29 protein-coding genes and 1 riboswitch are annotated in these 22,915 nt (G+C 69.7%); of the genes, 17 read left to right on the forward strand and 12 right to left on the reverse strand.

Annotated elements, in window-relative coordinates; genetic code table 11:
• The first annotated feature begins 143 nt into the window (after positions 1 to 143).
• Entirely contained in the window at positions 144 to 614 is a 471-nt protein-coding gene (gene rraA / locus EDD27_RS47315) for a ribonuclease E activity regulator RraA (RefSeq protein WP_127939195.1), read from the forward strand.
• A 96-nt stretch (positions 615 to 710) separates the two neighbouring features.
• Here the strand turns inward: rraA and EDD27_RS47320 are convergent, their stop codons facing one another.
• The 5 genes from EDD27_RS47320 to EDD27_RS47340 form a co-directional block, all read right to left on the reverse strand.
• On the reverse strand, positions 711 to 1,241 hold the full coding sequence (locus tag EDD27_RS47320) for a pyridoxamine 5'-phosphate oxidase family protein (protein ID WP_127939197.1): 531 nt from the start codon (positions 1,239 to 1,241) through the stop codon (positions 711 to 713).
• A gap of 187 nt (positions 1,242 to 1,428) precedes the next feature.
• Positions 1,429 to 1,611, reverse strand: a complete 183-nt coding sequence (locus EDD27_RS47325) for a hypothetical protein (protein ID WP_127939199.1) — start codon at positions 1,609 to 1,611, stop codon at positions 1,429 to 1,431.
• Between the two features lie 3 nt (positions 1,612 to 1,614).
• On the reverse strand, positions 1,615 to 2,142 hold the full coding sequence (locus EDD27_RS47330; RefSeq protein ID WP_127939201.1) for a PadR family transcriptional regulator: 528 nt from the start codon (positions 2,140 to 2,142) through the stop codon (positions 1,615 to 1,617).
• Between the two features lie 97 nt (positions 2,143 to 2,239).
• Entirely contained in the window at positions 2,240 to 3,529 is a 1,290-nt protein-coding gene (locus tag EDD27_RS47335) for an MFS transporter (protein WP_127939203.1), read from the reverse strand.
• Between the two features lie 254 nt (positions 3,530 to 3,783).
• Positions 3,784 to 4,398 carry a TetR/AcrR family transcriptional regulator gene (locus tag EDD27_RS47340; RefSeq protein ID WP_127939205.1) on the reverse strand — a complete coding sequence of 205 codons (615 nt, stop codon included), beginning with the start codon at positions 4,396 to 4,398 and terminating at the stop codon, positions 3,784 to 3,786.
• A gap of 198 nt (positions 4,399 to 4,596) precedes the next feature.
• Here EDD27_RS47340 and EDD27_RS47345 point away from each other — a divergent pair, with 198 nt between their 5' ends.
• The 3 genes from EDD27_RS47345 to EDD27_RS47355 all read left to right on the forward strand — a co-directional run bounded on the left by EDD27_RS47345 (position 4,597) and on the right by EDD27_RS47355 (position 5,662).
• Positions 4,597 to 4,971, forward strand: coding sequence for a nitroreductase family deazaflavin-dependent oxidoreductase (locus EDD27_RS47345; protein WP_127939207.1), 375 nt, complete (start codon positions 4,597 to 4,599; stop codon positions 4,969 to 4,971).
• 44 nt (positions 4,972 to 5,015) lie between these two features.
• Positions 5,016 to 5,264, forward strand: coding sequence for a hypothetical protein (locus tag EDD27_RS47350; RefSeq protein WP_127939209.1), 249 nt, complete (start codon positions 5,016 to 5,018; stop codon positions 5,262 to 5,264).
• Between the two features lie 62 nt (positions 5,265 to 5,326).
• The gene (locus EDD27_RS47355; RefSeq protein ID WP_127939211.1) at positions 5,327 to 5,662 is read left to right on the forward strand and encodes a hypothetical protein; all 336 of its coding nucleotides are present in this window, start codon (positions 5,327 to 5,329) and stop codon (positions 5,660 to 5,662) included.
• A gap of 19 nt (positions 5,663 to 5,681) precedes the next feature.
• Here the strand turns inward: EDD27_RS47355 and EDD27_RS47360 are convergent, their stop codons facing one another.
• Entirely contained in the window at positions 5,682 to 6,119 is a 438-nt protein-coding gene (locus EDD27_RS47360; RefSeq protein ID WP_127939213.1) for a VOC family protein, read from the reverse strand.
• Between the two features lies 1 nt (position 6,120).
• Complete coding sequence (locus EDD27_RS47365) at positions 6,121 to 6,705, reverse strand: DinB family protein (RefSeq protein WP_127939215.1); 585 nt, start codon at positions 6,703 to 6,705, stop codon at positions 6,121 to 6,123.
• 97 nt (positions 6,706 to 6,802) lie between these two features.
• On the opposite strand from EDD27_RS47365, the gene EDD27_RS47370 reads away from it, so the two are divergent.
• The 7 genes from EDD27_RS47370 (at position 6,803) to EDD27_RS47395 (ending at position 13,237) form a co-directional block, all read left to right on the forward strand.
• Entirely contained in the window at positions 6,803 to 7,726 is a 924-nt protein-coding gene (locus EDD27_RS47370; RefSeq protein ID WP_206642313.1) for a helix-turn-helix transcriptional regulator, read from the forward strand.
• Positions 7,727 to 7,957: 231 nt separating this feature from the next.
• Positions 7,958 to 8,095: a putative ATP-grasp target RiPP gene (locus EDD27_RS47375; RefSeq protein ID WP_127939219.1), complete on the forward strand. Its 138-nt coding sequence runs from the start codon at positions 7,958 to 7,960 to the stop codon at positions 8,093 to 8,095.
• A 140-nt stretch (positions 8,096 to 8,235) separates the two neighbouring features.
• The gene (locus tag EDD27_RS55095; RefSeq protein ID WP_164904114.1) at positions 8,236 to 9,249 is read left to right on the forward strand and encodes an MvdC/MvdD family ATP grasp protein; all 1,014 of its coding nucleotides are present in this window, start codon (positions 8,236 to 8,238) and stop codon (positions 9,247 to 9,249) included.
• Positions 9,242 to 10,222, forward strand: a complete 981-nt coding sequence (locus EDD27_RS47380) for a TIGR04500 family putative peptide maturation system protein (protein ID WP_164904115.1) — start codon at positions 9,242 to 9,244, stop codon at positions 10,220 to 10,222. Before EDD27_RS55095 ends, EDD27_RS47380 begins: the two co-directional genes overlap by 8 nt.
• Positions 10,219 to 10,398 carry a hypothetical protein gene (locus tag EDD27_RS47385; protein WP_127939223.1) on the forward strand — a complete coding sequence of 60 codons (180 nt, stop codon included), beginning with the start codon at positions 10,219 to 10,221 and terminating at the stop codon, positions 10,396 to 10,398. The genes EDD27_RS47380 and EDD27_RS47385 overlap by 4 nt, the downstream gene beginning before the upstream one ends.
• Positions 10,395 to 12,542: a peptidase domain-containing ABC transporter gene (locus tag EDD27_RS47390; protein WP_127939225.1), complete on the forward strand. Its 2,148-nt coding sequence runs from the start codon at positions 10,395 to 10,397 to the stop codon at positions 12,540 to 12,542. Before EDD27_RS47385 ends, EDD27_RS47390 begins: the two co-directional genes overlap by 4 nt.
• Before the next feature lie 182 nt (positions 12,543 to 12,724).
• A complete protein-coding gene (locus tag EDD27_RS47395; RefSeq protein ID WP_127939227.1) occupies positions 12,725 to 13,237 on the forward strand; it encodes a GNAT family N-acetyltransferase in 513 nt (170 codons plus the stop codon).
• Positions 13,238 to 13,301: 64 nt separating this feature from the next.
• Here the strand turns inward: EDD27_RS47395 and EDD27_RS47400 are convergent, their stop codons facing one another.
• Positions 13,302 to 13,520, reverse strand: a complete 219-nt coding sequence (locus tag EDD27_RS47400; RefSeq protein ID WP_127939229.1) for an FCD domain-containing protein — start codon at positions 13,518 to 13,520, stop codon at positions 13,302 to 13,304.
• A gap of 152 nt (positions 13,521 to 13,672) precedes the next feature.
• Here EDD27_RS47400 and EDD27_RS47405 point away from each other — a divergent pair, with 152 nt between their 5' ends.
• The 3 genes from EDD27_RS47405 to EDD27_RS47415 all read left to right on the forward strand — a co-directional run bounded on the left by EDD27_RS47405 (position 13,673) and on the right by EDD27_RS47415 (position 17,163).
• The gene (locus EDD27_RS47405) at positions 13,673 to 14,371 is read left to right on the forward strand and encodes a hypothetical protein (RefSeq protein WP_127939231.1); all 699 of its coding nucleotides are present in this window, start codon (positions 13,673 to 13,675) and stop codon (positions 14,369 to 14,371) included.
• A 223-nt stretch (positions 14,372 to 14,594) separates the two neighbouring features.
• Positions 14,595 to 16,160, forward strand: coding sequence for an alpha/beta fold hydrolase (locus EDD27_RS47410; protein WP_127939233.1), 1,566 nt, complete (start codon positions 14,595 to 14,597; stop codon positions 16,158 to 16,160).
• Positions 16,161 to 16,344: 184 nt separating this feature from the next.
• Positions 16,345 to 17,163: an NAD(P)H-binding protein gene (locus EDD27_RS47415; protein ID WP_127939235.1), complete on the forward strand. Its 819-nt coding sequence runs from the start codon at positions 16,345 to 16,347 to the stop codon at positions 17,161 to 17,163.
• A gap of 19 nt (positions 17,164 to 17,182) precedes the next feature.
• Here the strand turns inward: EDD27_RS47415 and EDD27_RS47420 are convergent, their stop codons facing one another.
• Positions 17,183 to 17,803, reverse strand: coding sequence for a maleylpyruvate isomerase N-terminal domain-containing protein (locus tag EDD27_RS47420; protein WP_338324716.1), 621 nt, complete (start codon positions 17,801 to 17,803; stop codon positions 17,183 to 17,185).
• Positions 17,804 to 17,887: 84 nt separating this feature from the next.
• A riboswitch (SAM riboswitch) is annotated at positions 17,888 to 17,979 on the forward strand.
• A 6-nt stretch (positions 17,980 to 17,985) separates the two neighbouring features.
• Between EDD27_RS47420 and EDD27_RS47425 the strand changes: the two genes are divergently transcribed.
• Both EDD27_RS47425 and EDD27_RS47430 read left to right on the forward strand, forming a co-directional pair.
• Positions 17,986 to 18,597, forward strand: coding sequence for a GNAT family N-acetyltransferase (locus EDD27_RS47425; RefSeq protein WP_127939239.1), 612 nt, complete (start codon positions 17,986 to 17,988; stop codon positions 18,595 to 18,597).
• Between the two features lie 52 nt (positions 18,598 to 18,649).
• Positions 18,650 to 19,318 (forward strand): flavin reductase family protein, encoded by a 669-nt coding sequence (locus tag EDD27_RS47430; protein ID WP_127939241.1) that lies wholly within the window; start codon positions 18,650 to 18,652, stop codon positions 19,316 to 19,318.
• On the opposite strand, the gene EDD27_RS47435 is transcribed toward EDD27_RS47430, so the two are convergent.
• The gene (locus EDD27_RS47435) at positions 19,295 to 19,810 is read right to left on the reverse strand and encodes an NUDIX hydrolase (RefSeq protein ID WP_127939243.1); all 516 of its coding nucleotides are present in this window, start codon (positions 19,808 to 19,810) and stop codon (positions 19,295 to 19,297) included. The two genes, EDD27_RS47430 and EDD27_RS47435, sit on opposite strands and share 24 nt — an antisense overlap.
• Before the next feature lie 122 nt (positions 19,811 to 19,932).
• Between EDD27_RS47435 and EDD27_RS47440 the strand changes: the two genes are divergently transcribed.
• Positions 19,933 to 21,063: a calcium:cation antiporter gene (locus EDD27_RS47440; protein ID WP_206641984.1), complete on the forward strand. Its 1,131-nt coding sequence runs from the start codon at positions 19,933 to 19,935 to the stop codon at positions 21,061 to 21,063.
• Here the strand turns inward: EDD27_RS47440 and EDD27_RS47445 are convergent, their stop codons facing one another.
• Together EDD27_RS47445 and EDD27_RS47450 are read right to left on the reverse strand one after the other, a co-directional pair.
• On the reverse strand, positions 21,064 to 21,810 hold the full coding sequence (locus EDD27_RS47445; protein WP_127939246.1) for an ABC transporter permease: 747 nt from the start codon (positions 21,808 to 21,810) through the stop codon (positions 21,064 to 21,066).
• Positions 21,791 to 22,738: an ATP-binding cassette domain-containing protein gene (locus EDD27_RS47450; RefSeq protein ID WP_127939248.1), complete on the reverse strand. Its 948-nt coding sequence runs from the start codon at positions 22,736 to 22,738 to the stop codon at positions 21,791 to 21,793. Before EDD27_RS47450 ends, EDD27_RS47445 begins: the two co-directional genes overlap by 20 nt.
• Between the last annotated feature and the right edge of the window lie 177 nt (positions 22,739 to 22,915).

A 22,915-nucleotide genomic window follows, 5' to 3' on the forward strand; every position in this document is an offset into this window, starting at 1 on the left:
CAACGACCCGTGCCTGCCTTCGGTCCCGGCCCCACCCCCGTAGCGGCGAGATGGAAGGCCCCGACGACTGACCACCTGTACGGTCGTGGCACCGGCAGCAGTTCGCCACTGGCACCCCCGCCGATTCGCAGACAGGCCGCGCTATGACCATCGTGACCGCAGACCTCTACGACGAGCGCGGCGACCAGCTCGACTCCTGCGACCTGCAGTTGCGCCAGTACGGCGGCCGCCGGGCCTTCGCCGGCACGGTCGTCACCGTTCGCTGCCATGAGGACAACGCGCTGCTCAAGTCCGTCCTGGGAGAGCCCGGCGAGGGACGCGTCCTGGTGGTCGATGGCGGCGGCTCGCTGCACACCGCCCTCATGGGTGACGTCATCGCCGGCCTGGCCGTCGCCAACGGCTGGGCCGGCGTGGTCATCAACGGTGCAGTACGGGATGTCGCCGCCCTGCGTGAACTGGACCTGGGTGTCAAGGCGCTGGGTTCCAACCCGCGCAAGAGCGGCAAGGAGGGCACTGGCGAGCGTGACGTCCCGGTCACTTTCGGCGGTGTCACCTTCCACCCAGGGGCCGAGCTATTCAGCGATGACGACGGCATCCTCGTGGCACGCGCCTAGAGTTGACGCAGTAAGGGGAGAAGGCGCAGGTCGGCACGCAGGGCATGACGAACTCGCGCGCCTGGTGGAAGAGCCCTCTCGGGCTTGTGCTGCGGATCAGGACTGGGACGCCGCAGTGAGCTTCGCGATATCGGGGGCGTAGACGGTCATCCAGTGCGGATGCAGCCGGTAGTAGACCAGGTCGATGTCCCAGTCGAAGGCGTCATCGCCGTAGAAGCCCTTGAGGTACGCGAGCAGGTCCGGCCAGTCTGCGGCCGGCTCGCCGTCCTGCGGGTTGAGGATCTCCACCGTGCCGTGCGTGAACACGCCCAGGTCCTCACCCCGCATGTGCGCGGCGCTGACGGCGGGGCGGGCGGCGAGATGGCGGGCCTTGGCGGCGTTGCGCGCCGTACCGAAATGCCACTTGCCGTGCAGGAAGTGCCCGTCCACGCCGCTGATCCGCGGCTCGCCCTTCGCCGTCACGGTGGACAGGGCCAGAGTGCACATGCCGGTCAGGATCTGGGTGACCTGCTCTGCGGTCAGTGTGCGCTCGGTGTTGATGATCGAGCGGAGGTGGGAGGTGGAGCGGGAGAGGGAGGCGTCGAGGAGGGCCTGAAGCTCCTTGAGCTCTTCTGGCGTTTCGCGCATCAAGATCCTTGTCTATCCGTAGGGGCCCCGGTCCACGTCCGCCGTCGACGCCGACCGGTGCCACCATGCTCGACCCAAAACCCGACACCTTGTGTCTTATTTCTTCATTCGCCTTGCGTACCGTACCGGGCCGCCTGGCGGAATCCCGCGCGTCCGGGTTGGCTTCCGGGCCGCGCGAATGCTCGGCTTAGAGAGCCTCGGTCACGGGACGGCGCCCGCCGAGGCGGGCGGGAACAGCGGTGAGCGCCGCCACCACGAGCACGGTTGCCAGCACCACGGCGAGCAGCAGCCAGAACGCGGGAAGCGGCTTCCCCGCTGCCGTACTCCTTTCGTAAGCCGCGGGCGCGAAGCACGGACGTGTCGGGGGCATTGCTCACGATCCACTCCTTCGGTGGGTCCAGTTCTTCTCACATGCTTCGAGCCAGCGCAGGTCCGCCTGCAGCCGGAGCACGATGCCCTCCAACAACAGCGCCGCGTCCGAGCGGTCCGGCTCGGCCATGGCGGCGCGCTGGGCGTCACGCAGCCGGCGCAGCAGCTCGCGGCGCTGGGTGTCGACGATGGTGATCGGGTCGGCCAGCCCGGCCGACGCGGCCGCGATCAGCTTGAGGTGGAACTCCGCGAGGTCGGGCTTCGGCCAGCTCACCTCGGCGATCCACTCGGCGACTCGCTGTTGGCCGTTGGGGGTGAGCGCGTACACCTTGCGATCCGACCGGTCGGCGCCATCGGCAGACCTCTCGACTTCTAGCAGGCCGGCCTTTTCCAGCCGGGTCAGCGTGACGTAGATCTGCCCGGCGTTCATCGCGTCACCGAGAGGGCCGAGCGCGTCGCGCAGCCGCGCGCGCAGCTGGTAGCCGTGCGACGGCTCCTTGGCCAGCATCGCCAGCACCACTTCCTGCTGCATGGGGCCTCCCCTAACCGTTAGCCATTCACCCTATAGCTAACGGTTATCCCCGCCGCTGTCAAGCCCGCGCGGTACCTGGTGCGAGCTCCAGAAGGCCCTAGGTCGCCGTACGGTCGCCGCTGCCGCTCTCGCGCCGGGTGCTCGGCCCTGCCGCCGACACCCGAGCGGCGAACGAGAGGGAGAGGGCCAGGACGAGGAGGACGAGACCGGCCGCGGGGGCCAGCGCGAGGGCGGCAGAGGCGCCCAGCCCGTCGGCGGCGCGGCCGGCGAGGGACGCCGCCAACGCCGAACCTGCCGCGCTGGCGGAGTTGTTCCAGGTGAACGCTTGAGTGAGGGCCCTCGGATGGACGGCCTTCTCCGTCAGGACGTTCAGCAGGACGAGCGTGGGCGGCACCGCCGCCTCCGTCATCACCACTGCCGCACCCAGCCAGATCGCGGAAGGCGCGAGGGGAAGCAGCAGCCCCGTGGCCGTCAGCCAGGCGGTGGCGACCACGAGCCGGCGGTGCGCCGGGGCGCGGTGCCGGCGCAGCCCGTAGAGCCATCCGGAGAACAGCCCGCTGAGGCTGCAGGCGGCCATGATCGGCGCGGCCGCGCCGGGCATGCCGTGTTCGACGGCGAAGGCGCTCACCGAGACCCCCATGGTGCCGAAGTACAGCCCGATGGCCAGGTTGAGCGCGGCCAGGAGGAGGAAGGCCGGCCGCAGCAGGGTCCGCCCGGGGCGGGCGTGTACGGCGTGTGCAGCGTGGTCGGCGCGGTCGGTGGGCGCGGCGCGTTCGACGTGCTCGCGGGCGGGCGGCGGCTCGGTGTGGCGCTGGGCGGCCAGCGCCGCACCCCCGCCGACGATCAGGGCCGCGGCGATGGTGCTGGCCAGCGTCGTGTCACCGACCGCGCCGAGCGCGGTGACCAGGACGGGGCCGAAGAGGAAGGCGGTGGCGTTGGCCAGCGATTCCAGGGAGAAGGCGGTGGGCAGCTCGTCCGCTCGCCGCTCGCGCAGCAGATGCGCCCAGCGGGCGGCGGAGAGGGCTCCGAACTGGGGGATGGTCGCGCCGGCGCAGGTGGCGGCGGCGATGGCCGCCGTGGCAGTGGTGGACGCGAGGACGCCCGCGATGGCGGCGCCGTGGGCGAGGAGGCAGAACGGCAGGACGCGGGTCTGCCCGAACCGGTCGATCAGGCGGGCCACATGAGGCCCGATCAGGGCTTCGGCGAGGGCAAAGCCGGCAGCGGCCAGGCCGGCGGTGCCGTAGGAGCCGGTGCGGGCGTGCAGCAGCCAGACCAGGCCGAGACCGGTCATGGCGATGCCGACGCGGCCCACGGCAGCGGTGAGGAAGAAGGCGGCGGCACCGGGGGTGCGCAGCAGGGGACTGTAGCCGGATGCGGTGGACGGCATGGGTGTCCTTCATCGCCGCCGGCGGGGCGGGCCACCTTGGGTCGCCGGCGCCTGGCACCCCCGCCGGGGGTGCGATGAAATGAATGGTGCGACCCGTGGCCCGCCGGGGGACGTCCAGGACTGCGGGAGGACGGGACACGCGCCCTCACCGCCGCCCCCGATCACCGGGCGGAGGAGAAACGTCAGGCCCGGGCCAAGGCGGGTCCGGGCGGCTTCGACGAAGATAGCAGGATCCGGCAGGGTTTGCCGGGGCTCTACCTCCGGCGAGCTTCGAGCGCATCCAGAATCAGGTCCAGGCCGTAGCCGAACTCGCTCGTGTGGTCGTAGCCCGGCCGCAGGGCGTGGTCGACGATCATCTCTGTGAGGTACGGCAACTCGTCCGCCGGCAGGTGCTCGAGGATGCTGCCGGCCACTTCCTCGACATCGTCCGGCGTCGTCACCGGCAGGTTCGCCTCCTGGAGGACGAACCCGGCGATGTAGCTGTCGATGAGCGAGACAGCGTGCGCGGCCATCGGCAGCGTGAACCCCGCCTCCCGGAGGACGCCGAGGACGGCGTCGTGGTGGCGTAGCGTCGCCGGCCCCGGGTTATGACGGGAGTCCATGAGGCCGAGAGCCCAGCTGTGCTGCGACAGGACCGCACGTGCAGAGGAGGCGCGCGCACGGATCGCGTCGCGCCAATCGTCGCACTCGACACGGGGTAGCTTGATCGCCGCGAACACCATGTCGACCACGCCGTCGAGGATCGCGTCCTTGTTCGGTACGTGGTGGTAGAGCGACATCGCCTCCACGCCCAGTTCCTGCGCCACCCGACGCATCGTGATCGCCTCCACGCCGCCGCGATCCGCGACCCGGATCGCGGCTTCCAGCACGAGACCTCTGCTGAGTGGTTGTGATGGTCGTGACACGACGGCTCCGGGATGCGCGGATTGACAACCTTACAAGCGTAAGCCAACCTTACATCTGTAAGCCGCCTTACTGGTGTAAGTCCTCTCGGGTCGGCATCAGCTGAGGGCTCGGCGAACGTCCGACCTACAATGCGCCCCCCAGGGCGAGAGAAGGAGATCCCGATGCCGATGCCGAAGTGGTGGGGGCATGTGAACAAGAGGGTGTTCAACCCTCGCGCGATCGCCGGCGGGAAGTGGCCGGTGCTGATTCACGTCGGTCGCATTTCCGGCGCGACGTACCGCACGCCGCTCGATGCGCATCCTGTCGACGGCGGCTACCTGTTCGTTCTGGTTTATGGATCGCGCTCGGACTGGGTGCAGAACGTCCTGGCAGCCGAAGGTGCGCGGCTCTGGGTCGACGAAAGGGAGGTGGAACTCGCCTCCCCACGCCTCGTCGGGGAAGACGAGGCGTTCCAGGCCCTCCCCGATGAGGTGGCACGCCCACCGAAGCTGCTCCGCATCACCGAGTTCCTCCGCATGGACCTGGTCACAGGCTGACGCTTGCCGCACCCTCCGGATCGCTCATCGGGTGGCGCCTCTCGGTGTTCCGCCGCGAGGTATCGCTGACGGCGACCGATGCCGCCCGCCCCTACGACCTGGCCGAACTGGATCGGCCGCGTGGACCCGGCCGCCCCTCCGCTGTCAGGCGGCTGATGGAAGAGACCAAAGCGCTCACCGCCGATGACGTCACCTTCCAAGCCCGCCTCCGCCTCGACACCCCGCGCGAGGCTGACTACTACCGGCACGGCGGGATCATGCCCTATGTCCTGCGCGGCCTGCTCGCGGTGTAAGGAGGCCCGTCACCAAACGCATTAGTCTGAGTCCGGGACGACCCGGACGGAGGCGGACGCAGATGAGTGAGACCGATCCGCACATCCACGTCGAGCAGAAGGTGATGCAGGCCGGTGCCGCCTACCGCAACCTGATCGCGTCGACGTTGGGTGCTGTGCCCGACGCACCGAGTGTCGTCACCACCGGTTGCGGACTCCAGGTGCCCTATGCGATGACCTCGTCTCGTCCGGAAAGCGTCACCTGCCTCGCCTGCCGGGAACACGCTCACCAGGAGCACCTGCGCTTCGCCGAGCAGGTGGAGCGCCTGAGCCGGTGGCCCGGCGCGCCCGTCACCGGCGACGAGGCGGCCAAGGCCGCGCAGTGGGCCCGGGACCTCGCGCAGAGGTTCTCCGGTTAGTGGGATGCCGGGCGCCTGATCAGTCGAGGCAGAACTCGTTGCCCTCGGGGTCGGCCATCATGATGTGACCGGCGCCGAGCGGAGGAGCGGGCTCGTAGCGCTGGAGCCGGGTGGCGCCGTGGGAGACGAGCCGCTCGGCCTCCGCCTCCAGGGCCGCCATCCGAGCCTCGCCCTCGAGCCCGGGCGCGGCCCGCACGTCGAGGTGCACGCGGTTCTTGGCCTGCTTGCCCTCCGGCACCCGCTGGAAGAACAGCCGTGGCCGCGAGCCCTCGGGGTCGACCACCGCCGAGGCGTCGTTGCGGTTCTCGGGCGGCACGCCCATCGCCTCCAGGGCCTGCTCCCACGACTCGAAGCCCTTGGGCGGGTCCTGCAGCGGGTAGCCGAGGGCTTCGGCCCAGAAGGCCGACAGTCCGGCCGGGTCGGCGCAGTCGAAGGTGATCTGGACGTCGCGGGCCATCTCAGCTCGCCTCCTGTCGGGTCTGCTGGTGGGTGTGCAGGTAGAGGTCGCGCAGCAGGCACACCTCGGCCAGATGGTGGATCAGCTCGCGGTTGATGTGCAGGACCAGCGCTGCCAGAGGACGCTCGGCGTGCTCTCCCTCCGCCTTCCCGGACGGGCGGGCGAGGCCGGTTTCGCCGAGGGATTCGACCCCGGCCAGCCACGTGGCGTACTCCGCGTCGAGCTGGGCCAGCGCCGCGGTTGCGGTCGGGGCGTACTCGAACGAGTAGTAGTCGGTGGGCGCGCGACCGAAGTGCGCGGCGTTGCGCATCGCGAGCACGCCGACGATCACGTGTCCGAGTCGCCAGGCGATCGTGGTGAACGGTGGCGGGTCGGGCACCGGCATCGCGAAGTCGATGGTCATCGCGCCGGCCCCGGCCTGCACCGGTGCGGTGCCGGTGCCGCGCGGGCGCACGCTCCAGCAGCCGGGCGCCGGTTCCCAGAAGTACTCGTCGTCGGTGAGCCCGTCGAGCCGATCGCGCAGCTGGCTGGTCCAGTGCCAGGCGAGCTGCTCTCGGAGCAGAGGGTTCCAAGTCTGGTCGGTCATGATTCCACCCTGCCGCCAATACCGGACAGGATCGTTCCGTGATGTGTGAAACGATGACCGCGTGACCGTCGAGGCGACCACCGAGCGGGTGCTGCGGATGCTGGCGCTGCTGCAGCGCCGGCCGTCCTGGACCGCCACCGAGCTCGCCGCCGAGCTGGGAGTCACCGACCGCTCGGTGCGCCGCGACGTGGAGCGGCTGCGCGCGCTCGGCTACCCCGTGCACGCGTCGCCGGGCGTCGGCGGCGGCTACCAGCTCGGCGCGGGCACCCGGCTGCCGCCGCTGCTCCTCGACGACGAGGAGGCGATCGCGACGGCGGTGTCCCTGCGGCTGGCCTCGGGGGGCACGGTCGCCGGGGCCGGCGAGGCGGCACTGCGCGCGCTGGCGAAGCTCGACCAGGTGATGCCGCCCCGGCTGCGCGCCGAGGTGCGAGCGGTGCACGGCGCGACCGAGACCCTGGTCGGCCCTGGGGTCGAGATCGATCCGGAGCTGCTGGTGACGCTCGCGCGGGCCTGTCGCGACGCCGTGCGGGTGCGGTTCCGGTACGCGGGCCGCGACGGCGGGGAGTACGAGCGCACGGTCGAGCCGGTGCGGATGGTCGCCACCGGCCGCCGCTGGTACCTGATGGCCTGGGACGTCGACCGCGACGACTGGCGCACCTTCAGGCTGGACCGGATGCGCGAGGTGGCGGCGACGACCTGGCGCTTCCGGGCAAGAGAGCATCCGGACCCCGTCGCCTACGTGCAGCGGTCCGTGACCGCGGCGCCGTACCGGTATCTCGCCCGCGTGCGGGTGCACGCCCGGCCCGACCAGGTGCGGGAGCTGGTGCCGCCCCAGGTGGGGCGGGTCGAGGACGATCGCGACGGGTGGTGCGTGCTCGTCGTCGGCGGGGAAGACCTGGAGTGGCTCGCCGTGCACGTGGCCAGGCTGCGCTTCGAGGTGGAAGTGCTGGAGCCGCCGGAGCTGCGGGAGGCCGCCGCCCTGCTCGCCCGCCGCCTCGCGGCGATGACCGGGACCGGCTGACGGACCCGGTCAAACAGCCGTCCCAGTGCCGGAGGATATCCTCCTCGTCCGGCTCGATGCCGTGTTCGCGCAGCTCAGAGCGCTGGCAGAAGAACCGCAAGTCAAGATCCCAGTCTGCTCCAACTACCTTCCAAGTCGTCATCCCTAACTTCGTCTTCGTAAGCACGACAGGTTCCACGGAAACACCGGGGGAACGAAGACACACCGCGGAAGCGGTGAAAGGGGGACGAAATGTCCAAGATCTCGCTGAACGACCTTGCCATCGACGGCGCCGAGCTGACCGAGGCCGAGCTGGGCGACGTGGCCGGCGGCCGGTGGACCATCTCCTGGTACATCGGTGGCAAGCCCGCCGAGTGGGAGAACAACTAACCCCGTACCGGGCGAGTTCTGATCAGGAAGATGAGAACCATCCGTTCACATTGATCTCCTTCCGCGGCGGCGGAGCGGGCCCCGGCCCGCTCCGCCGCCGTCTTCACGCTGAGAGACACCGCGAGCGAGGCGACTGGAACATGATCCTCATACTGAGCGAGCCTCTGGACGACACGGTCGACCTGGTGATGCCGAAGCTGCTGCGCCGGAACATTGCGGTGACCTGGTGGGACAGCGGGGAGTTCCCCGCCAGGAGCCGCCTCACGGTGACCTTCGCGGACGGAGAGCACCGAATCACCCTCCACACCGACAACGGCACGCTCGATCTTTCGACGGTGACGGCGGTGTGGCGCAGGCGCCCGACCCGCTCGGCGGCGTCGGCCGAGGTGTCGGAGCCGAGCCATCGAGAGCACGTCGCCTGGCAGGCGCAGTTCCTTCTGGACGGAGCGTGGGACCTGATCCCCGCCCGGTGGCTGCCCGCGCGGCGCGAGCCAGAGCGTCAGGCCCACAACAAGATCATTCATATGGCCCGCGCGGCGGCGCTGGGTTTCTCCATACCGAAGACGTCGTTCACCAACGACCCGGCCGAGCTGGTCCCGGCGTACGAGCGTGCCGGGGGCAGGCTCATCGCCAAGCAGATCAACTCCGATGACTTCACGATCGACGGCGAGGAGCACCGTACGTACACGACCGTGCTGACCCGCCGTCACCTGACCTCACGGCACCTGCTCCAGCACGAGCCCGTGATCCTCCAGCCGTACGTGTCCAAGGCCGTGGAGCTGCGCGTGATCGTCGTGGCGGACGAGGTGTTCGCCGCCGAGATCGACTCACAGGCGTCCCGGACGGCCAGGGAGGACTGGCGCCACTACGACGACGACCGGGTCAGGTACGCCGCGCACGCGCTTCCCGCGGACGTGGAAAAGCGGTGCGTCGAGCTGGTCGCCTCGTTGGGGCTGACGTACGGAGCCATCGACCTGATCCTCACACCGGAAGGCGACTACGTCTTCCTGGAGATCAACCCCAATGGCGCCTGGGGGTTCGTTGAGATGCGTACGGGCCTGCCCATCAGCGACGCCATCGCCGCCTGGCTCGCCCGCGACGAGATCGCCGGTCAGACGGTCACCCCTGCGCAAGAAGGAGAGTCCCATGAGTGACTTCGGCGCCGTGCTGGAGTCCGCCGTCGAACTGCTGCGCGGGCTGCCCCGCAGGCGCGCCCACGTCGACGCGGCCCGCAGGACCGCCGCGGAGTGGACGGCCGAGAACCCGGGAACCGATGCCCAGCTCGTCGTCGACCTCCGGCCCGGTACACCGGTGGTCGACTACGACCTCCTGCTCGCGCACCCGGACGGCGGGACGGTCGCGCTGACCGCCCCGGCCGACGAGGGCGTGCCCTGGCTGATCGAGCACTCGACCCACTGGGCGGCGGGCCAGCTGGTCAGCGTGGACCAGGTTCACCTGTCCGTGGCCCAGGCGCTCACCATGCTGCGCTCGCTCTCCCGCACCACCATGTCCCCGCACGACGAGATCGTCGAGCAGTGCCTGCTCCTCAACGAGGTGATGGCCGACGACGAGCCGCTGGCCGTCGAGGACCTCCAGGCGGCGGCCGACGAGTTCCGCAGAGGGCGCGGCCTGCACGACCGCGCGGCGACCGTCGCCTGGCTTGAGCAGGTCGGAATGTCCCTGCCGCAGTTCGAGGAGTATGTCGGCGGCATCGCCCGCCGCCGCAGGTTCCGGCGGCGCAAGGAGGCGGAGCTCGCCCCCGCCTGCCTCGCCACGCGCCGCGCCGAGTTCGCCAGGGTACGGGCTCTGTGGGTGACGGGTCCGGCCCCCCTCGCCGCCGCCGCGCCCGCCGATCTGATCGCCTCGCTGACGGCGGCCGCCGGTGAGGTCCAGGCGATCGTGGGCGACCGGTGGGAGTACGAGCTGCCCGAGCCGCTGCGGGGCGCCGAGCCCGGGAGCGTCGTCGGGCCCGTCCGGCATGAGAAGGGCTTCCTCACCGGCTCGGTGATCGAACGCCGTCCCGCCGAGGACGACCCCGCCACCCTGGCCGCCGCCGGGCAGGCCGCCTTCAACGCCTGGCTGGCCGAGCGCCGCGAGCGCGCGTCGATCGAATGGCACTGGTCATGAGCCGCCCCATCTACCGTGAGGAGGCGCTGCGCCGGTACGCCGACCCCGCCACCCGGGAGAGCAAGCCGCTGGTCATCCGGCGAAGGTGGTTCGTGCTTCTCTGGGGGCTGGTCATGGTGCTCCTCGCCATCGGGGGCGGCCTCGCGCTCGTCGTGGCATCAGGGATTTCGTCATGAGCAGGCGCGTGCCGGTCCTGCTCCAGAACACCGTCGCCGAATGCGGGGCGGCGTGCCTGGCCATGGTGCTGTCGTTCCACGGGCACCGCCTCTCGCTCCACGAACTCACCGACCGGCTCCAGGTCGGCAGGGACGGGCTCACCGCGCTCGCCATCGTGGCGGGCGCCCGTGAGTCGGGGCTGACCGCCAAGGCCTTCTCACTGGAACCCGAGGACCTCGCCCGCATCCCCATGCCCGCCATCGTCCACTGGGAGTTCAACCACTTCGTCGTGGTCGAGCGCTGGGCTCCCGATCGCGTCGACATCGTGGACCCCGCGCGGGGGCGGCGCAGGCTCTCGGCGGAGGAGTTCAACGCCGGATTCACCGGCGTCCTGCTGGCCTTCGAGCCGGGCCCGGCGTTCCGGCGGGGGCGCTCCAGTGCGGCGAGCACGTGGCGGCGCCAGTTCCTGAAGAATCTCGTCATGCGCCGGCGGGGCCTGCTCGCGCAGGTCGTGCTCGCGTCGCTGCTGCTGCAGGCGCTCGGGCTGGTGCTGCCGCTGTTCTCGCAGGTGCTGGTGGACCGGGTGCTGCCCATGGGTGCCGATACGCTCCTTGGCGTGCTCGGCGCGGGCATACTGCTCGCCACGGTGACACAGTTCGTGGTCGGCGCGCTGCGGTCGGTCCTGTTGGTCGCGGTCCGGGCGGGCGCCGACGCCGAGCTGACCCGGGGAGTGGTCTCCCACCTGGTCGCCCTGCCGTACCGCTACTTCGCGCTGCGCGGCAAGGGAGACCTGGTCACCAGGGCGGGCAGCGTCGCGGTGCTCAGGGAGATGCTGACCGGCCAGATCCTGTCAGCCCTGCTGGACGGGCCGCTGGCGATCGGATACCTGATCCTGGTCTTCATACAGGACCCGCTGTTCGGTGCGTGCCTCCTCGGCGTCGCCGTCCTGCAGATCGTGCTGCTGCTGGCGACCAGCCGCCGGGTCAACTACCTCGCCCAGCAGGAACTGACCGCGTTCTCGGCGACGCAGAGCCAGCTGATCCAGGCCATCGGGGGAATCGAGACCCTCAAGGCGTCCGGGGCCGAGAAGCGCGCGGTCGACCAATGGTCCAAGAACTTCACCGCCCAGCTCAACGCGGACATCCGCGGCGGCATCACCCAGGGCCTGCTGGAGGCGGCGCTCGGCGCCTTCCGCGTGCTCGCCCCGCTCGGCCTGCTGTGGGTCGGGGCCTGGCGGGCACTGGACGGGGACCTCACCTTGGGCACTCTGCTCGCGCTCAACGCCATCGCCGTCGGCGCGCTCACACCGCTGTCGTCGCTCATGGCGAGCATGCAGAGCCTCCAGCAGGCGGGCGCCCACTTCGACAGGCTCTCCGACATCCTGACCTCCGACCCCGAACCCTCCGAAGGCATCGAGGTCCTCCGGTTGCGCGGCGCGGTCGAGCTGCGCAACGTCGGCTTCCGGTACGACCCCCGGGCGCCGTGGACGCTCCAGGGCATCTCACTGAAGATCGAACCCGGCCAGAAGGTCGCGTTGGTCGGCCCCTCCGGGTCGGGCAAGAGCACGCTGGCCCGGCTGCTGCTGGCCCTGCACACGCCGACCACGGGCGAGATCCTTTATGACGGGGTGCCGGTGAGCGAGCTCAACCTGCGCACGCTGCGGCGGCAGTTCGGCGTCGTCACCCAGGACCCCTCGCTCTTCACCGGCACGATCAGGGAGAACATCGCGCTCAACGACCCCGACGCGTCCTTCGCCCGGATCGTCGAGACGGCGAAGACGGCCCGCCTGGACGCCGAGATCCGCCAGATGCCCATGGGGTACGAGACCATGCTCACCGAGGGCGCCGGACTCTCGGGCGGCCAGCGGCAGCGGCTCGCCCTCGCGCGTGCCCTGCTCTCCCGGCCGAAGATCCTGCTGCTGGACGAGGCGACCAGCAACCTCGACAGCGAGAGCGAGGCGGCGATCGAGAGCCACCTCGCCCGGCTCACCCAGACCCGGATCGTCATCGCACACCGGTTGAGCACCATCCGCGACGCGGATCTGATCTTGGTGGTCGACGGCGGCCGCATTGTCGAGTGGGGCACCCATGAGCGGCTCCTGGCCTATGGAGGCCGTTACGCCGCCCTGGTGGCCGCCCAAACGGTGCGCGCGGCCTCGCCGTGACGGCTTTCCGACGTGTCGGGGCGTGGCAGGGCCGCGACGTGCCAGTGCAGGTGAGCGTTGCCCTGCTGGCTGCTCAGATGAAGCACGGTCCCGTACGGGAACGACGGTTGTAGCTTTCCATATCGAACGGCACGCACTTGATCGAATCGGCAGGCGAGCACAGAAACGGACTCGAACACCCCATGACCACTTCCTGGATCACCCGCCCCGAGACCGCCGCCGACCTCGCCCAGATCCGCGAGGTCAACCTCGCCGCCTTCCCCACCCCTCACGAGGCGGACCTGGTCGAGGCCCTGCGTGCCGACCCGGCGGCCTGGCTGCCCGGCCTCTCGTGGATCGCGCAGCAGCCCGACGGCGCCATCGCCGGGTTCGCGCTGCTCACCCGCTGCCACGTCGACGGCTTCCCCGCCCTCACCCTGGGCCCGTGCGCCGTACGGCCGGAGCACCAGCGGCGCGGCGCCGGTTCGGCCGCCATCCGCGGCGCCCTCGACGCCGCCCGGCAGCAGGGGGAAAACCTCGTGCTCGTGCTCGGCCACGCCGAGTACTACCCCCGCTTCGGCTTCGTCCCGGCCTCGCGCCATGGCATCCGGTCGCCCTTCGACGTCGAGGACAAGTACATGATGGCGCTCGTCTTCGACCCCAGCCGGCCCGTGCCGTCCGGCACCATCCGCTACCCGGCCGCGTTCGGAGTCTGACCCAACTGCGGCCACGCTCACCGACGGAGGTGAGCGTGGCCACCCCCACCCGGAGGGACCTCCTTCACGAGGGGGCGTGGTGGCGCTCGACCGCCGCCACGGTGCGCGCGACATCGCCCGCGATGATCGCGTTCACCAGCTCCGCGTGCACCTCCAGCCGAAGGCGGAGATAGTCCTCGTCGCGGCCGTCGTCGGGATCGGCGTGCTCGGACATCTCGGTGATGAACCGCGTCATGCTCAGGTAGACGGCCTTGGCCACATGGTTGGGGCTGATCTCGGCGATGCGCTACGCCGCCGTGGCTGCTGCAGCCGGGCGACGTCGTGGAGGTCGAGATCGACCGGCTTGGCACGCTACGCACTCCCGTCGTGGGAGCGGACGGCCGGTCTGTGGCGAACTCTGATGAGATCTTGTCGAAGGCGCCGTAGCATCCGTGGGTGAACACGTTGTCTGATCTCGGCTCGGCGTTGGACAACCTGTATGCGGTCTTCTCCCGATACCCACTTCCCGCCGAGACCGCCGTGTGCGACCACTGCGTGTCGCCTGAAAGCGTTCAGGCAGCACGTGCGGCACCGCTTCGTCTGCTCACCGCATCCGCGCTGCAGCCGTACGCTTCGCACGCCATCTCCACGTGGGGAGACCTCGAAGAGTTCAAGCACTACTTGCCCCGGCTGCTGGAACTGCTCATCCTCGAAGAGCTCGACGGCCTTTACGCCGACTCGGTGATGCGGTGGGTCACGTTCGGATGGCGAAGTCTGAGGCAAGCCGAGCAGGAAGCCATCATGACCGTCGTCAATGCGTGGTGGCGACAGACTCTTCTTCACTATCCACGTGACGTCGACGTCATGAGCATGATCGAGATCATCGCGGATACCCTCGGTCTGGAACTGGCTCCCTACCTGGCCGAATGGGAGGCACTCGACCCCGAGGCGGCGGCCCGCCATATGGCATGGCTCGTGGAGGATTTCACCGTACACAGCGGACACGACGCCGACTGGTATGCCAACTTGGAGGCTTGGATCGCCGGGCCGGCGCCTGCCCGGATGCTGACCGCCGGGCTGGTCCGCGCCAAGTCTGCCGAAGCCGCTGAGCAGTTCTCCCACGCACTGGAGACTCACCGCTCTTGGCACGGATAGAGCAGCCCTCGGACCACGTGTGCAGCGCATCAAGGCTGGTCCACCACATCGCGGGTGACCAAGCCCCGTGCATGTGGCGGGGCGGACCTGGACAAAAGCGGCGGAATCGGTCACTTGTGCGAAATTTCCTAACCTTCTGCGCGCGCGCCCTTGACCCGGGATGATCGAGGATCGGCCGCCTGTCGTGTGAGCAGGCCGGCCGCCGACCAACGATTGGAGCAATGTGCGAAGAAGATCTTCCGTGCTCGCCGCCGCCTTCGTGACCCTGGCGGCGCTGTTACCCCTGTCACCGGCAGGGGCGGCCGCTGAGAGCGGTGTCTCGGCGGTCAGCGGGAGGAGCAGCATCGCATGGGAGCCCTGCCAGGAGGAGCCCGCCGCCGAGTGCGGCACGCTCACCGTCCCGATCGACTGGTCGAAGCCGGACGGGCCCACGGTTGACCTCGCCGTCGCCCGGCGCAAGGCCACCGACCCCGCCGCCCGGATCGGGTCTCTGGTGCTCGGCGCGGGTGGCCCGGGCGGATCGGGTGTGGAGTTCGCCTACAGCTCCCCCGGATTCTTCACCGAGGAGATCCAGAAGCGGTTCGACATCGTCGGTTTCGACCCCCGAGGCGTGGGCCGCAGTAACCCGGTGATCTGCTCGGCGTCGGTGTACAACGAGATGCCGTACGCCGTCATGAAGAGCCAGGCCGACTTCGACAAGTGGACCGCCTACAACAAGAGGCTGCACGCCGATTGCCGGGCCCGCACCGGCCCCCTGTACGACCACGTCGACTCGGCCAACGTCGCACGTGACATGGACGCCCTGCGCGCCGCGCTCGGCGAAGAGAAGCTGACCTTCTACGGGGTCTCGTACGGCACCCTGCTCGGGCAGATGTACGCCGAGCTGTTCCCGAACCGGATCCGGGCTCTCGCCCTGGACAGCAACATGGACCACAGCCTCGGTGTCAAGGCGTTCCTGTACACCGAGGCCGCCGCCGTCGAGGACGCCTTCGACCAGTTCGTCGGCTGGTGCGACCAGGAGCCCGGCTGCGCCCTGCACGGGCAGGACGTCCGCGCGGTGTGGGCGAGGCTGCTGGACAAGGCGCGCAAGGGCGAGCTCTACTGGCCCGGCGTTCCGGATCGCCCGATGACCGAGCTGCAGCTCCTGTGGAACGGCGTGCTGGGCACCGAGGGGCCTGCCTGGCAGCTGATGAGCGAGGTGATTCGCGCCCTGGACGGTGGCGAGCCGCCGTCGTGGGTGCCGCCGCTGCCCGGCCGGCAGCCCGTGTCCGGGGAAGTCGCCCACCTGCCGACCGTGATCCTCTGTGAGGACTACAACCTCCGGGTGCGCAACTATGACGAGTACGCCGAGATCATGCGGAACTCCGCCCGTTTCGCCCCGGACATGCGCTTCAACCCGATGCCGATCGAGGACCTGCCCGTCTGCCTCAACCACCCCACCACCAACCCGCAGCACACGCTGCGCTACACGGGCAGCGCTCCGATCCTGCTGGGCAACTCGATCCACGACCCCTCCACCCCGTGGATATGGTCCGCCAACGTGAACCGCCAGCTCGGCTCCAAGGCCGTGCTGCTCACGTACGAGGGCTGGGGTCACCGCATCTACGGCAAGGACGAGTGCAGCACGGTGCCCATCGACAACTACCTGATCTCGCTGACCGTGCCTCCGCACGGCTTCCGCTGCCCGGTGGGCGGCAGGGTCGAGAACACGGTCAAGCGGCAGGCCGAGCTGTGGCCGACGGACGGGCTGCCCTGGTCCGGCCCGGTCGCGCTCTCGTCCCGCTCGTAGCCAGGGCAGTGATCACACCGGCATAGGCGCGTATCGCGCGCAGGGCGCCGCCCATGGCCAACTGCGAGGCCAGGGCGGCGCCCACGGATGATTGCCGAGGCAGCGGCGAATGCGGAAACGATCCGGCCTCAATGAGCTCTAGCGTTCCGCTCATGTTTCCCCTAGAGGAGAGCGGAGCCGACTCATGACCGTTCTTGTGACCGGAGCGACCGGAACCGTTGGTCGTCAACTCGTCGAGCAGCTCATTCGGGCAGGCGAGCGCGTGCGAGCTCTGACACGCGATCCAGCAGCGGCCAGGCTGCCGGCCGAGGCCGAGGTCGTGCAGGGAGACCTGACGAACCCGGACACGCTCAGGCCCGTATGGGACGGGGTCACCGGCCTCCACCTCATCACGTTCGGTGGAGATGACGGCGGGCCGCTGCAGACCGGGCACGAGATCGTCGAAATGGCGGCCAAGGCCGGCGTGCAGCGAGTGACGGTGCTGGGCGGATGGGATCCGAGCACGGTGGAACAGGCTCTCGACGACAGCGATCTGGGGTGGACCCACCTGCGTCCCGTGGAGTTCATGGCCAACGCGCTCGACCTGGCGGAGTCCATCCGCACCGAAGGCGTGGTCCGGGCGTTCGACGGTGGTCGGTCCAGCGCGATGGTGCACGAGGCCGACATCGCCGCGGTGGCGGCCACCGCGCTGATCCAGGATGGGCACGCGGGGAAGGCCTACGCGCTGACCGGTCCACAGGCCCTGACGCTGCCGGACAAGCTGAGCACGATCAGTGCGGCCATCGGGCGTCCCGTGGAGCTCGTCCGGCTCACGGAAGAGCAAGCTCGCGAGGACATGCGAGCGTCCGGCTATCCGGACGAGTACCTCGAGTTCGCCATCCAATTGGAGACGAACCCGCCGGTTGAGGGCTCCATCGTGCTACCGACCGTGGAGGAGGTCACAAGCCGACCGGCACGGACCTTCGCCCAGTGGGTGGCCGAGCACGTGCACCTCTTCCGCTGACGGGCCCCATCTAGAGGGCTCAGGTCCGGCGTCTGGGGTTGGCGCCGTTCCATTCGCTCAGCGGGGCGCAGTGCCACCTCCACCCCACTTGCCGCTCCTGGCCGGGCAGGTCGTTGCGGCCGTTGGCCCACAACAACGTCTCCCACGGGTCCGTGTCCGCCGGTGCCCACGGGAACAGGCGACGCAACGTGGCCGCCGCGGCTGTCTCGGCCGGGAGAAAGGCTTGACCGACGCCAGTGCCGACGTCGGCGGTGTGCACCAGCATCTCGTCGCAGGCCATCGCGGCGAAGCCGGAGGCGTCCGCGAGGCCGAAGGGATGGCATCCACGTCCTCCGGGTGGAGTCCCGTCGACGACGCGCGCGAGGATCGTCGCGTATGTGGTCATCGTGGTGATGAGGTCGTCTGGCTTCGACTCCGGGCGGACACGGATCTCCGCGGTGCTGAGCTCCTGCTCGCCGGCGGCAAGATCCGTGGTGTACCACAACAGGCAGTCGCTCACGTGAGCCACGGTCCTCGCGACGGTCCACTCCATTCCGGGAATGGGGGTTTGCGTCCAGTCTCGGTCCGTTACGGAGCGGAGAAATCTCGCGCATTCGGTGGCGGTCTGCACGACCATGCTGCCGTTCATGCCGGGGATCATCGCACACGGCACTGACAAGACGAGGACGAGCGGACAGAGGAGGCTTTCCGGTGGATTGCCGAACGGTATGATCGGCGCACCGAGATTTCATCCAGAGGATCTGAGGGACCTGGCCCTGTGACGGTCCGGCAACCTGCCCCGAAGCGGCAAGGTGCCAACGCCAGGAACGATGAGGAGGTTTCATGAGCCTGCGGCTCGATGTTCCTGTGCTGCACGGATCCCTGGTCAGGCTGGAGCCGCTGACGATGCGGCACGCGGCGGATCTGGCGCGGGCGGCGGAGGAGGATCGTTCCGCCTACGCGTTCACCCTGGTGCCTCCGGGTGCGGACATGGAGGCGTACCTGCGCGAGCAGTTGGAGCGCCCGGGGCTGACGCCGTTCGCGCAGGTGCGGGTGGCGGATGGCAGGGCCGTCGGTTGCACGGCTTTCTGGGATCCCCGCTTCTGGCCGGGGCGCGAGGACCTGCGGGCGATCGAGGTGGGGTGGACGTGGCTGGCGGCGTCGGCGCAGGGCACGGGGATCAACGCCGAGGCGAAGCTCCTGCTGTTGACGTACGCGTTCGAGGTGCTCGGCGTGGTGCGGGTCGATCTCAAGACGGATGCCAGGAACGCGCGTTCGCGGCGGGCGATCGAGCGCCTCGGCGCCCGGTTCGAGGGCGTGCTGCGGAATTGGTCACGCTCGTGGGCGCCGGGTGAGGAGGGGAAGGTGCGGGACTCGGCCATCTTCTCGGTGATCGCCGAGGAATGGCCGGAGGTCAAGGCGGCTCTGGGCGCCCGGATCCTGAGCCGCTGCTGAGGCGTCCGATACGCGCCAGCGTCGCGCCTGACCAGCGGCGATAGTCGTGGGCATGAGCATTTTCCTCGACCAGCACACCAGGATCGAGCCCAACATTCTCTACTTCGGCACGCCCGTCGTGCTGATCTCCTCCACGAACGAGGACGGCACCCCCAACCTGGCACCCATGTCGTCGGCCTTCTGGCTCGGCTGGCGGGGGATGCTGGGATTGGGTTCACGGGCCAAGACGGCTCAGAACCTGGTCAGGACACGTGAGTGCGTACTGAATCTGCCGTCCGACGCGCTCGCCGCGGCCGTCGACCGGCTCGCGCTCACGACCGGCTCCGATCCCGTTCCCGACCGCAAGTGGGAGCGCGGGTACCGGTACGTGGCGGACAAGTTCCAGCGGGCCGGCCTGACCGCCACGCCCTCCGAGACCGTGACGCCGCCGCGGGTGGCCGAGTGCCCGGTCAGCATGGAGGCCGTGGTGGAGGCGGTGCATCCGGTGGGGGACGACGGCGGGGTGCTGGCGTTCGAGGTACGCGTGCAGCGGGTCTGGGTGCACGAGGAGATCCGGATGGCCGGGACGAGCGACCGGATCGATCCCGACGCCTGGCGGCCGCTGATCATGAGCTTCCAGAAGTTGTACGGCCTGGGACCGCAGGTCCATCCCTCCACACTGGCCCGCATTCCCGAGCACTTCTACCGCGGGGAAGACCTAGAGCGAGCCCGCGCGCTCTAGCAACGTCAGCCACGTACGCGGCCCGCAGAGACGCTCGATGTCGGCACGCGGCAGCCACTCGGCCCGGGTGCTCTCCGAGCCGGCCGGCGGCCGGGTCGGGTCGCCCGGGCCCGGCACGACGGCGCGGAACATGGCCATGTACGTCAACGACGGATATCGGTAGTCGGCGGGCGGGGCGTCAAGGAGCTCGATGCGCTGCCAGGCGAAGATCGACAGGGTGGCGGCCGGCAGGCGCAGGCCGGTCTCCTCGTGCAGCTCGCGTACCGCGGCGTCGATCGCCTTCTCCCCGGGCTCGAGATGGCCGCCCGGGATGTCCCAACCCCGCCCCTCCCGATCCACGCAGGTCATCAGGGTCCTGCCGAGTCCGTCCGCGACGAACGCGAATGCCGACGTGGTGTGCTCCAGGGGCGGAACGGTCCCGGAGAGCATGACGTCAATGCGGTGCGCCACAGGGATCCAGGGCACGGTGCTCGTCGCGATCACATGGGCCACGCGATTCCCCTCAAAAACGGATGTCAAGGCATTATCAAGGTGAAACCCCTTTCCTGTCCCCGAAAGAAGGGAAGAACGCCTTGTATATGATCCGTAACGCTGCGAGATTGTGGACCGTTTTCATGCCCGCCCTGGCGCTGCTCGCGCTGGGGCTTTCCTGGGGCCGCACGCTGGCGGTGGCGCCCGCGATCATAGTGGCCCTGCTGCTGGCCGGAGCGGTGCTGGCCGCCGTGCACCACGCCGAGGTCATCGCGCACCGCGTCGGGGAGCCGTTCGGCTCGCTGGTGCTGGCGGTGGCCGTGACGGTGATCGAGGTGGCGCTCATCGTCAGCCTCATGATCACCGGTGGCGCGCAGGCCGGGTCGCTGGCCCGCGACACCGTGTTCGCGGCCGTGATGATCTCCTGCAACGGCATCGTGGGACTGTCCCTGCTCGCCGTCACCTTGAAACGGCGGACCGCGGCGTTCAACGCGGAGGGCACGGGCAAGGCGCTCGCCACCGTGGCCACGCTCGCCACGCTGAGCCTGGTGCTGCCCACGTTCACGACGAGCGCACAAGGGCCGGCGTTCTCACCCGCTCAGCTGGGCTTCGCCGCTGTCGCCTCGCTGGCGCTGTACGGGTTGTTCGTGCTGACCCAGACGGTACGGCACCGCGACTACTTCCTGCCGGTCCCCAGGGACGGCGCACGGAGCGGCGAACGTTCAGGCCCGAGAGCGGTAGCTCGCGTGACCAGCGAGGGCCAAGTGAGCGCGACCATCGACACGATCGATCCCGAGGAGCACGCGCCCCGGCCCTCCGGGCGCACCGCGTTGACCAGCCTCGGGCTGCTGCTGGTCGCGCTCGTGTCGGTTGTCGGCCTGGCCAAGGTCGAGTCGCCGATCATCGAGCTGGCGGTGTCGTCGGCCGGGCTGCCGCAGGCCGTCGTCGGCGTGGTGATCGCGCTGCTGGTGCTGCTGCCCGAGACGATCGCCGCACTCAACGCGGCCCGGCGCGACCAGGTCCAGATCAGCCTGAACCTGGCGCTCGGGTCGGCGATGGCGAGCATCGGGCTGACCATCCCGGCCATCGCGGTGGCGTCCATCTGGCTCGAAGGGCCGCTGCTGCTCGGCCTGGGCGGCACCCACATGGTGCTGCTTGCCCTGACCGTGGTGGTCTCGACGCTCACGGTCGTGCCGGGCCGGGCGACGCTCATGCAGAGCGGGGTGCACCTGGTGTTGTTCGCGGCGTTCCTGTTCCTGGCGATCAGTCCCTGATCAGACCACGCCCTGGCGCATGGCGCGGTTGCCCAGATAGAGGCCGGCTGCGGCGATCAGGCAGGCGGACGCGGTGCCGTACAGGATCGAGGGGTCGCCGAGGTCGCCGGCGAACAGGGATCGCTGGGCGTCCACGATGTACGTCACCGGGTTGACCTGCCCGATCGTGCGCAGCCACGCCGGGGCCGTCTCCAGCGGCAGCAGCACCCCCGACAGGAGCAGCAGGGGGAACATGATCGACTGGCTGACCACCCAGAACAGCGTGCCCGCCGGGAACGACTTGATGGCCAGGACGAACGAGAGCGCGCCCAGCCCGACCCCGAAGACCACCAGCTGGGCCAGGCCGGCCAGCACCCCCGCCGTGTGCAGTTCGAAGCCCAGCGGGACCGCCATCAGGATGATCAGCACGGCCTGGACCAGCAGCACGATCATCGCCTTCATGGCCCTGCCCACCAGCATCGCCGTCCGGTTCAGGGGCGTGACCAGCATGCGCTCCATCGAGCCGCCGATCAGCTCGACCAGCAGCGTGTAACCGGCGGACATGGGCCCCGTCAGGCACATCATGACCAGGATTCCCGGCACGAACCACTGCCACGACGACCCGACGGCCCCGTCCAGCAGCGACCCGAACAAGAACAGGAACAACAGCGGCTGCCCCATCTCGAACAGCAGCGCGGCCGGATTGCGCAGGGCGGGCTTGAACTCGCGCGAGAAGACGGTGGTGGTGTCACGCAGAAATGTCGTCATCGGTGAGGCTTCTCCCGGTGAGAGTGAGGAACACGTCGTCGAGGGTGGGGCGGGTGGTCTCTGCCGTGGTGACCTTGATGCCGGCTGAGTCCAGGGCACGCAGGCACTCGGGCAGGGCGGCGGCCGCGTTGGCGACCCGCAGCCGCACGGTCGTGCCCGCCGCCGTGCCGCCGCCGCTCATCTCCGCGGCCCGCCGCGCCTCCTCCTCCGTGCTGGTGGTGAGCGTGATGTGGTCGCCGGCCAGATCGTTCTTGAGCTGCTCCGACGTGCCGTCCGCGATGATCAGGCCGTTGTCGATGATCACTACGCGTTCGGCCATCGTGTCGGCCTCCTCCAGGTAGTGGGTGGTGAGAAACAACGTCGTCCCGTACGCCTCCCGCAGCCGCAGGATGTGCTGCCAGATCTCGGCGCGGCTCTTCGGGTCGAGCCCGGTCGAAGGCTCGTCGAGGAAGAGCAGGTCGGGGCGGTGGACGAGGCCGAGCGCGATGTCGAGACGGCGGCGCTGGCCGCCCGAGAGCGTGCCCGGGCGGCGCTTGGCCAGCGGCGCCAGGTCGAGCAGGTCGAGCAGCTCGTCGGCGCGGGCCGCCGCCTCCTTGACGGGCATGCCGTAGCAGCGGCCCTGGGTGACCAGCTCGTCACGGACCAGGAAGTCCTCGCCCGCGCTGTCGCGCTGGCCGACGTAGCCGATGCGGGACCGTACGCCTGCCGGGTCCCTGGCCACGTCGTGCCCGGCCACCGTGGCGGTGCCCGAGGTGGGTGGCAGGAGGGTCGTGAGCATGCGCAGCGTGGTCGACTTGCCGGCGCCGTTCGGGCCGAGGAACGCCACCAGTTGGCCGGGTTCGACGTCGAGGTCGATGCCACGGACGGCCTCGACGGTCTCCTTCTTCTTGAGCTTGAACACTCGGGTCAAGCCCCGGGCATGGATCATGGTCGGCCTCCTGCGGGCATGGCGAAGGAACCCCAGGTCGGGGGCTCGATGGAGAATCGCATCAAGTTTGTGCAGCCAAAACCGCTCTTGGCAAACGCGAACATCACGTTCATAAAGAGTCCCCACCTGCGAAAATCCCCGCTCCGTGACCTGCCGATGACCGCCAGTTTCAGGGCT

Origin of the sequence: Nonomuraea polychroma (genome assembly GCF_004011505.1) — a bacterium.
GTDB classification, from domain to species: Bacteria; Actinomycetota; Actinomycetes; order Streptosporangiales; family Streptosporangiaceae; genus Nonomuraea; species Nonomuraea polychroma.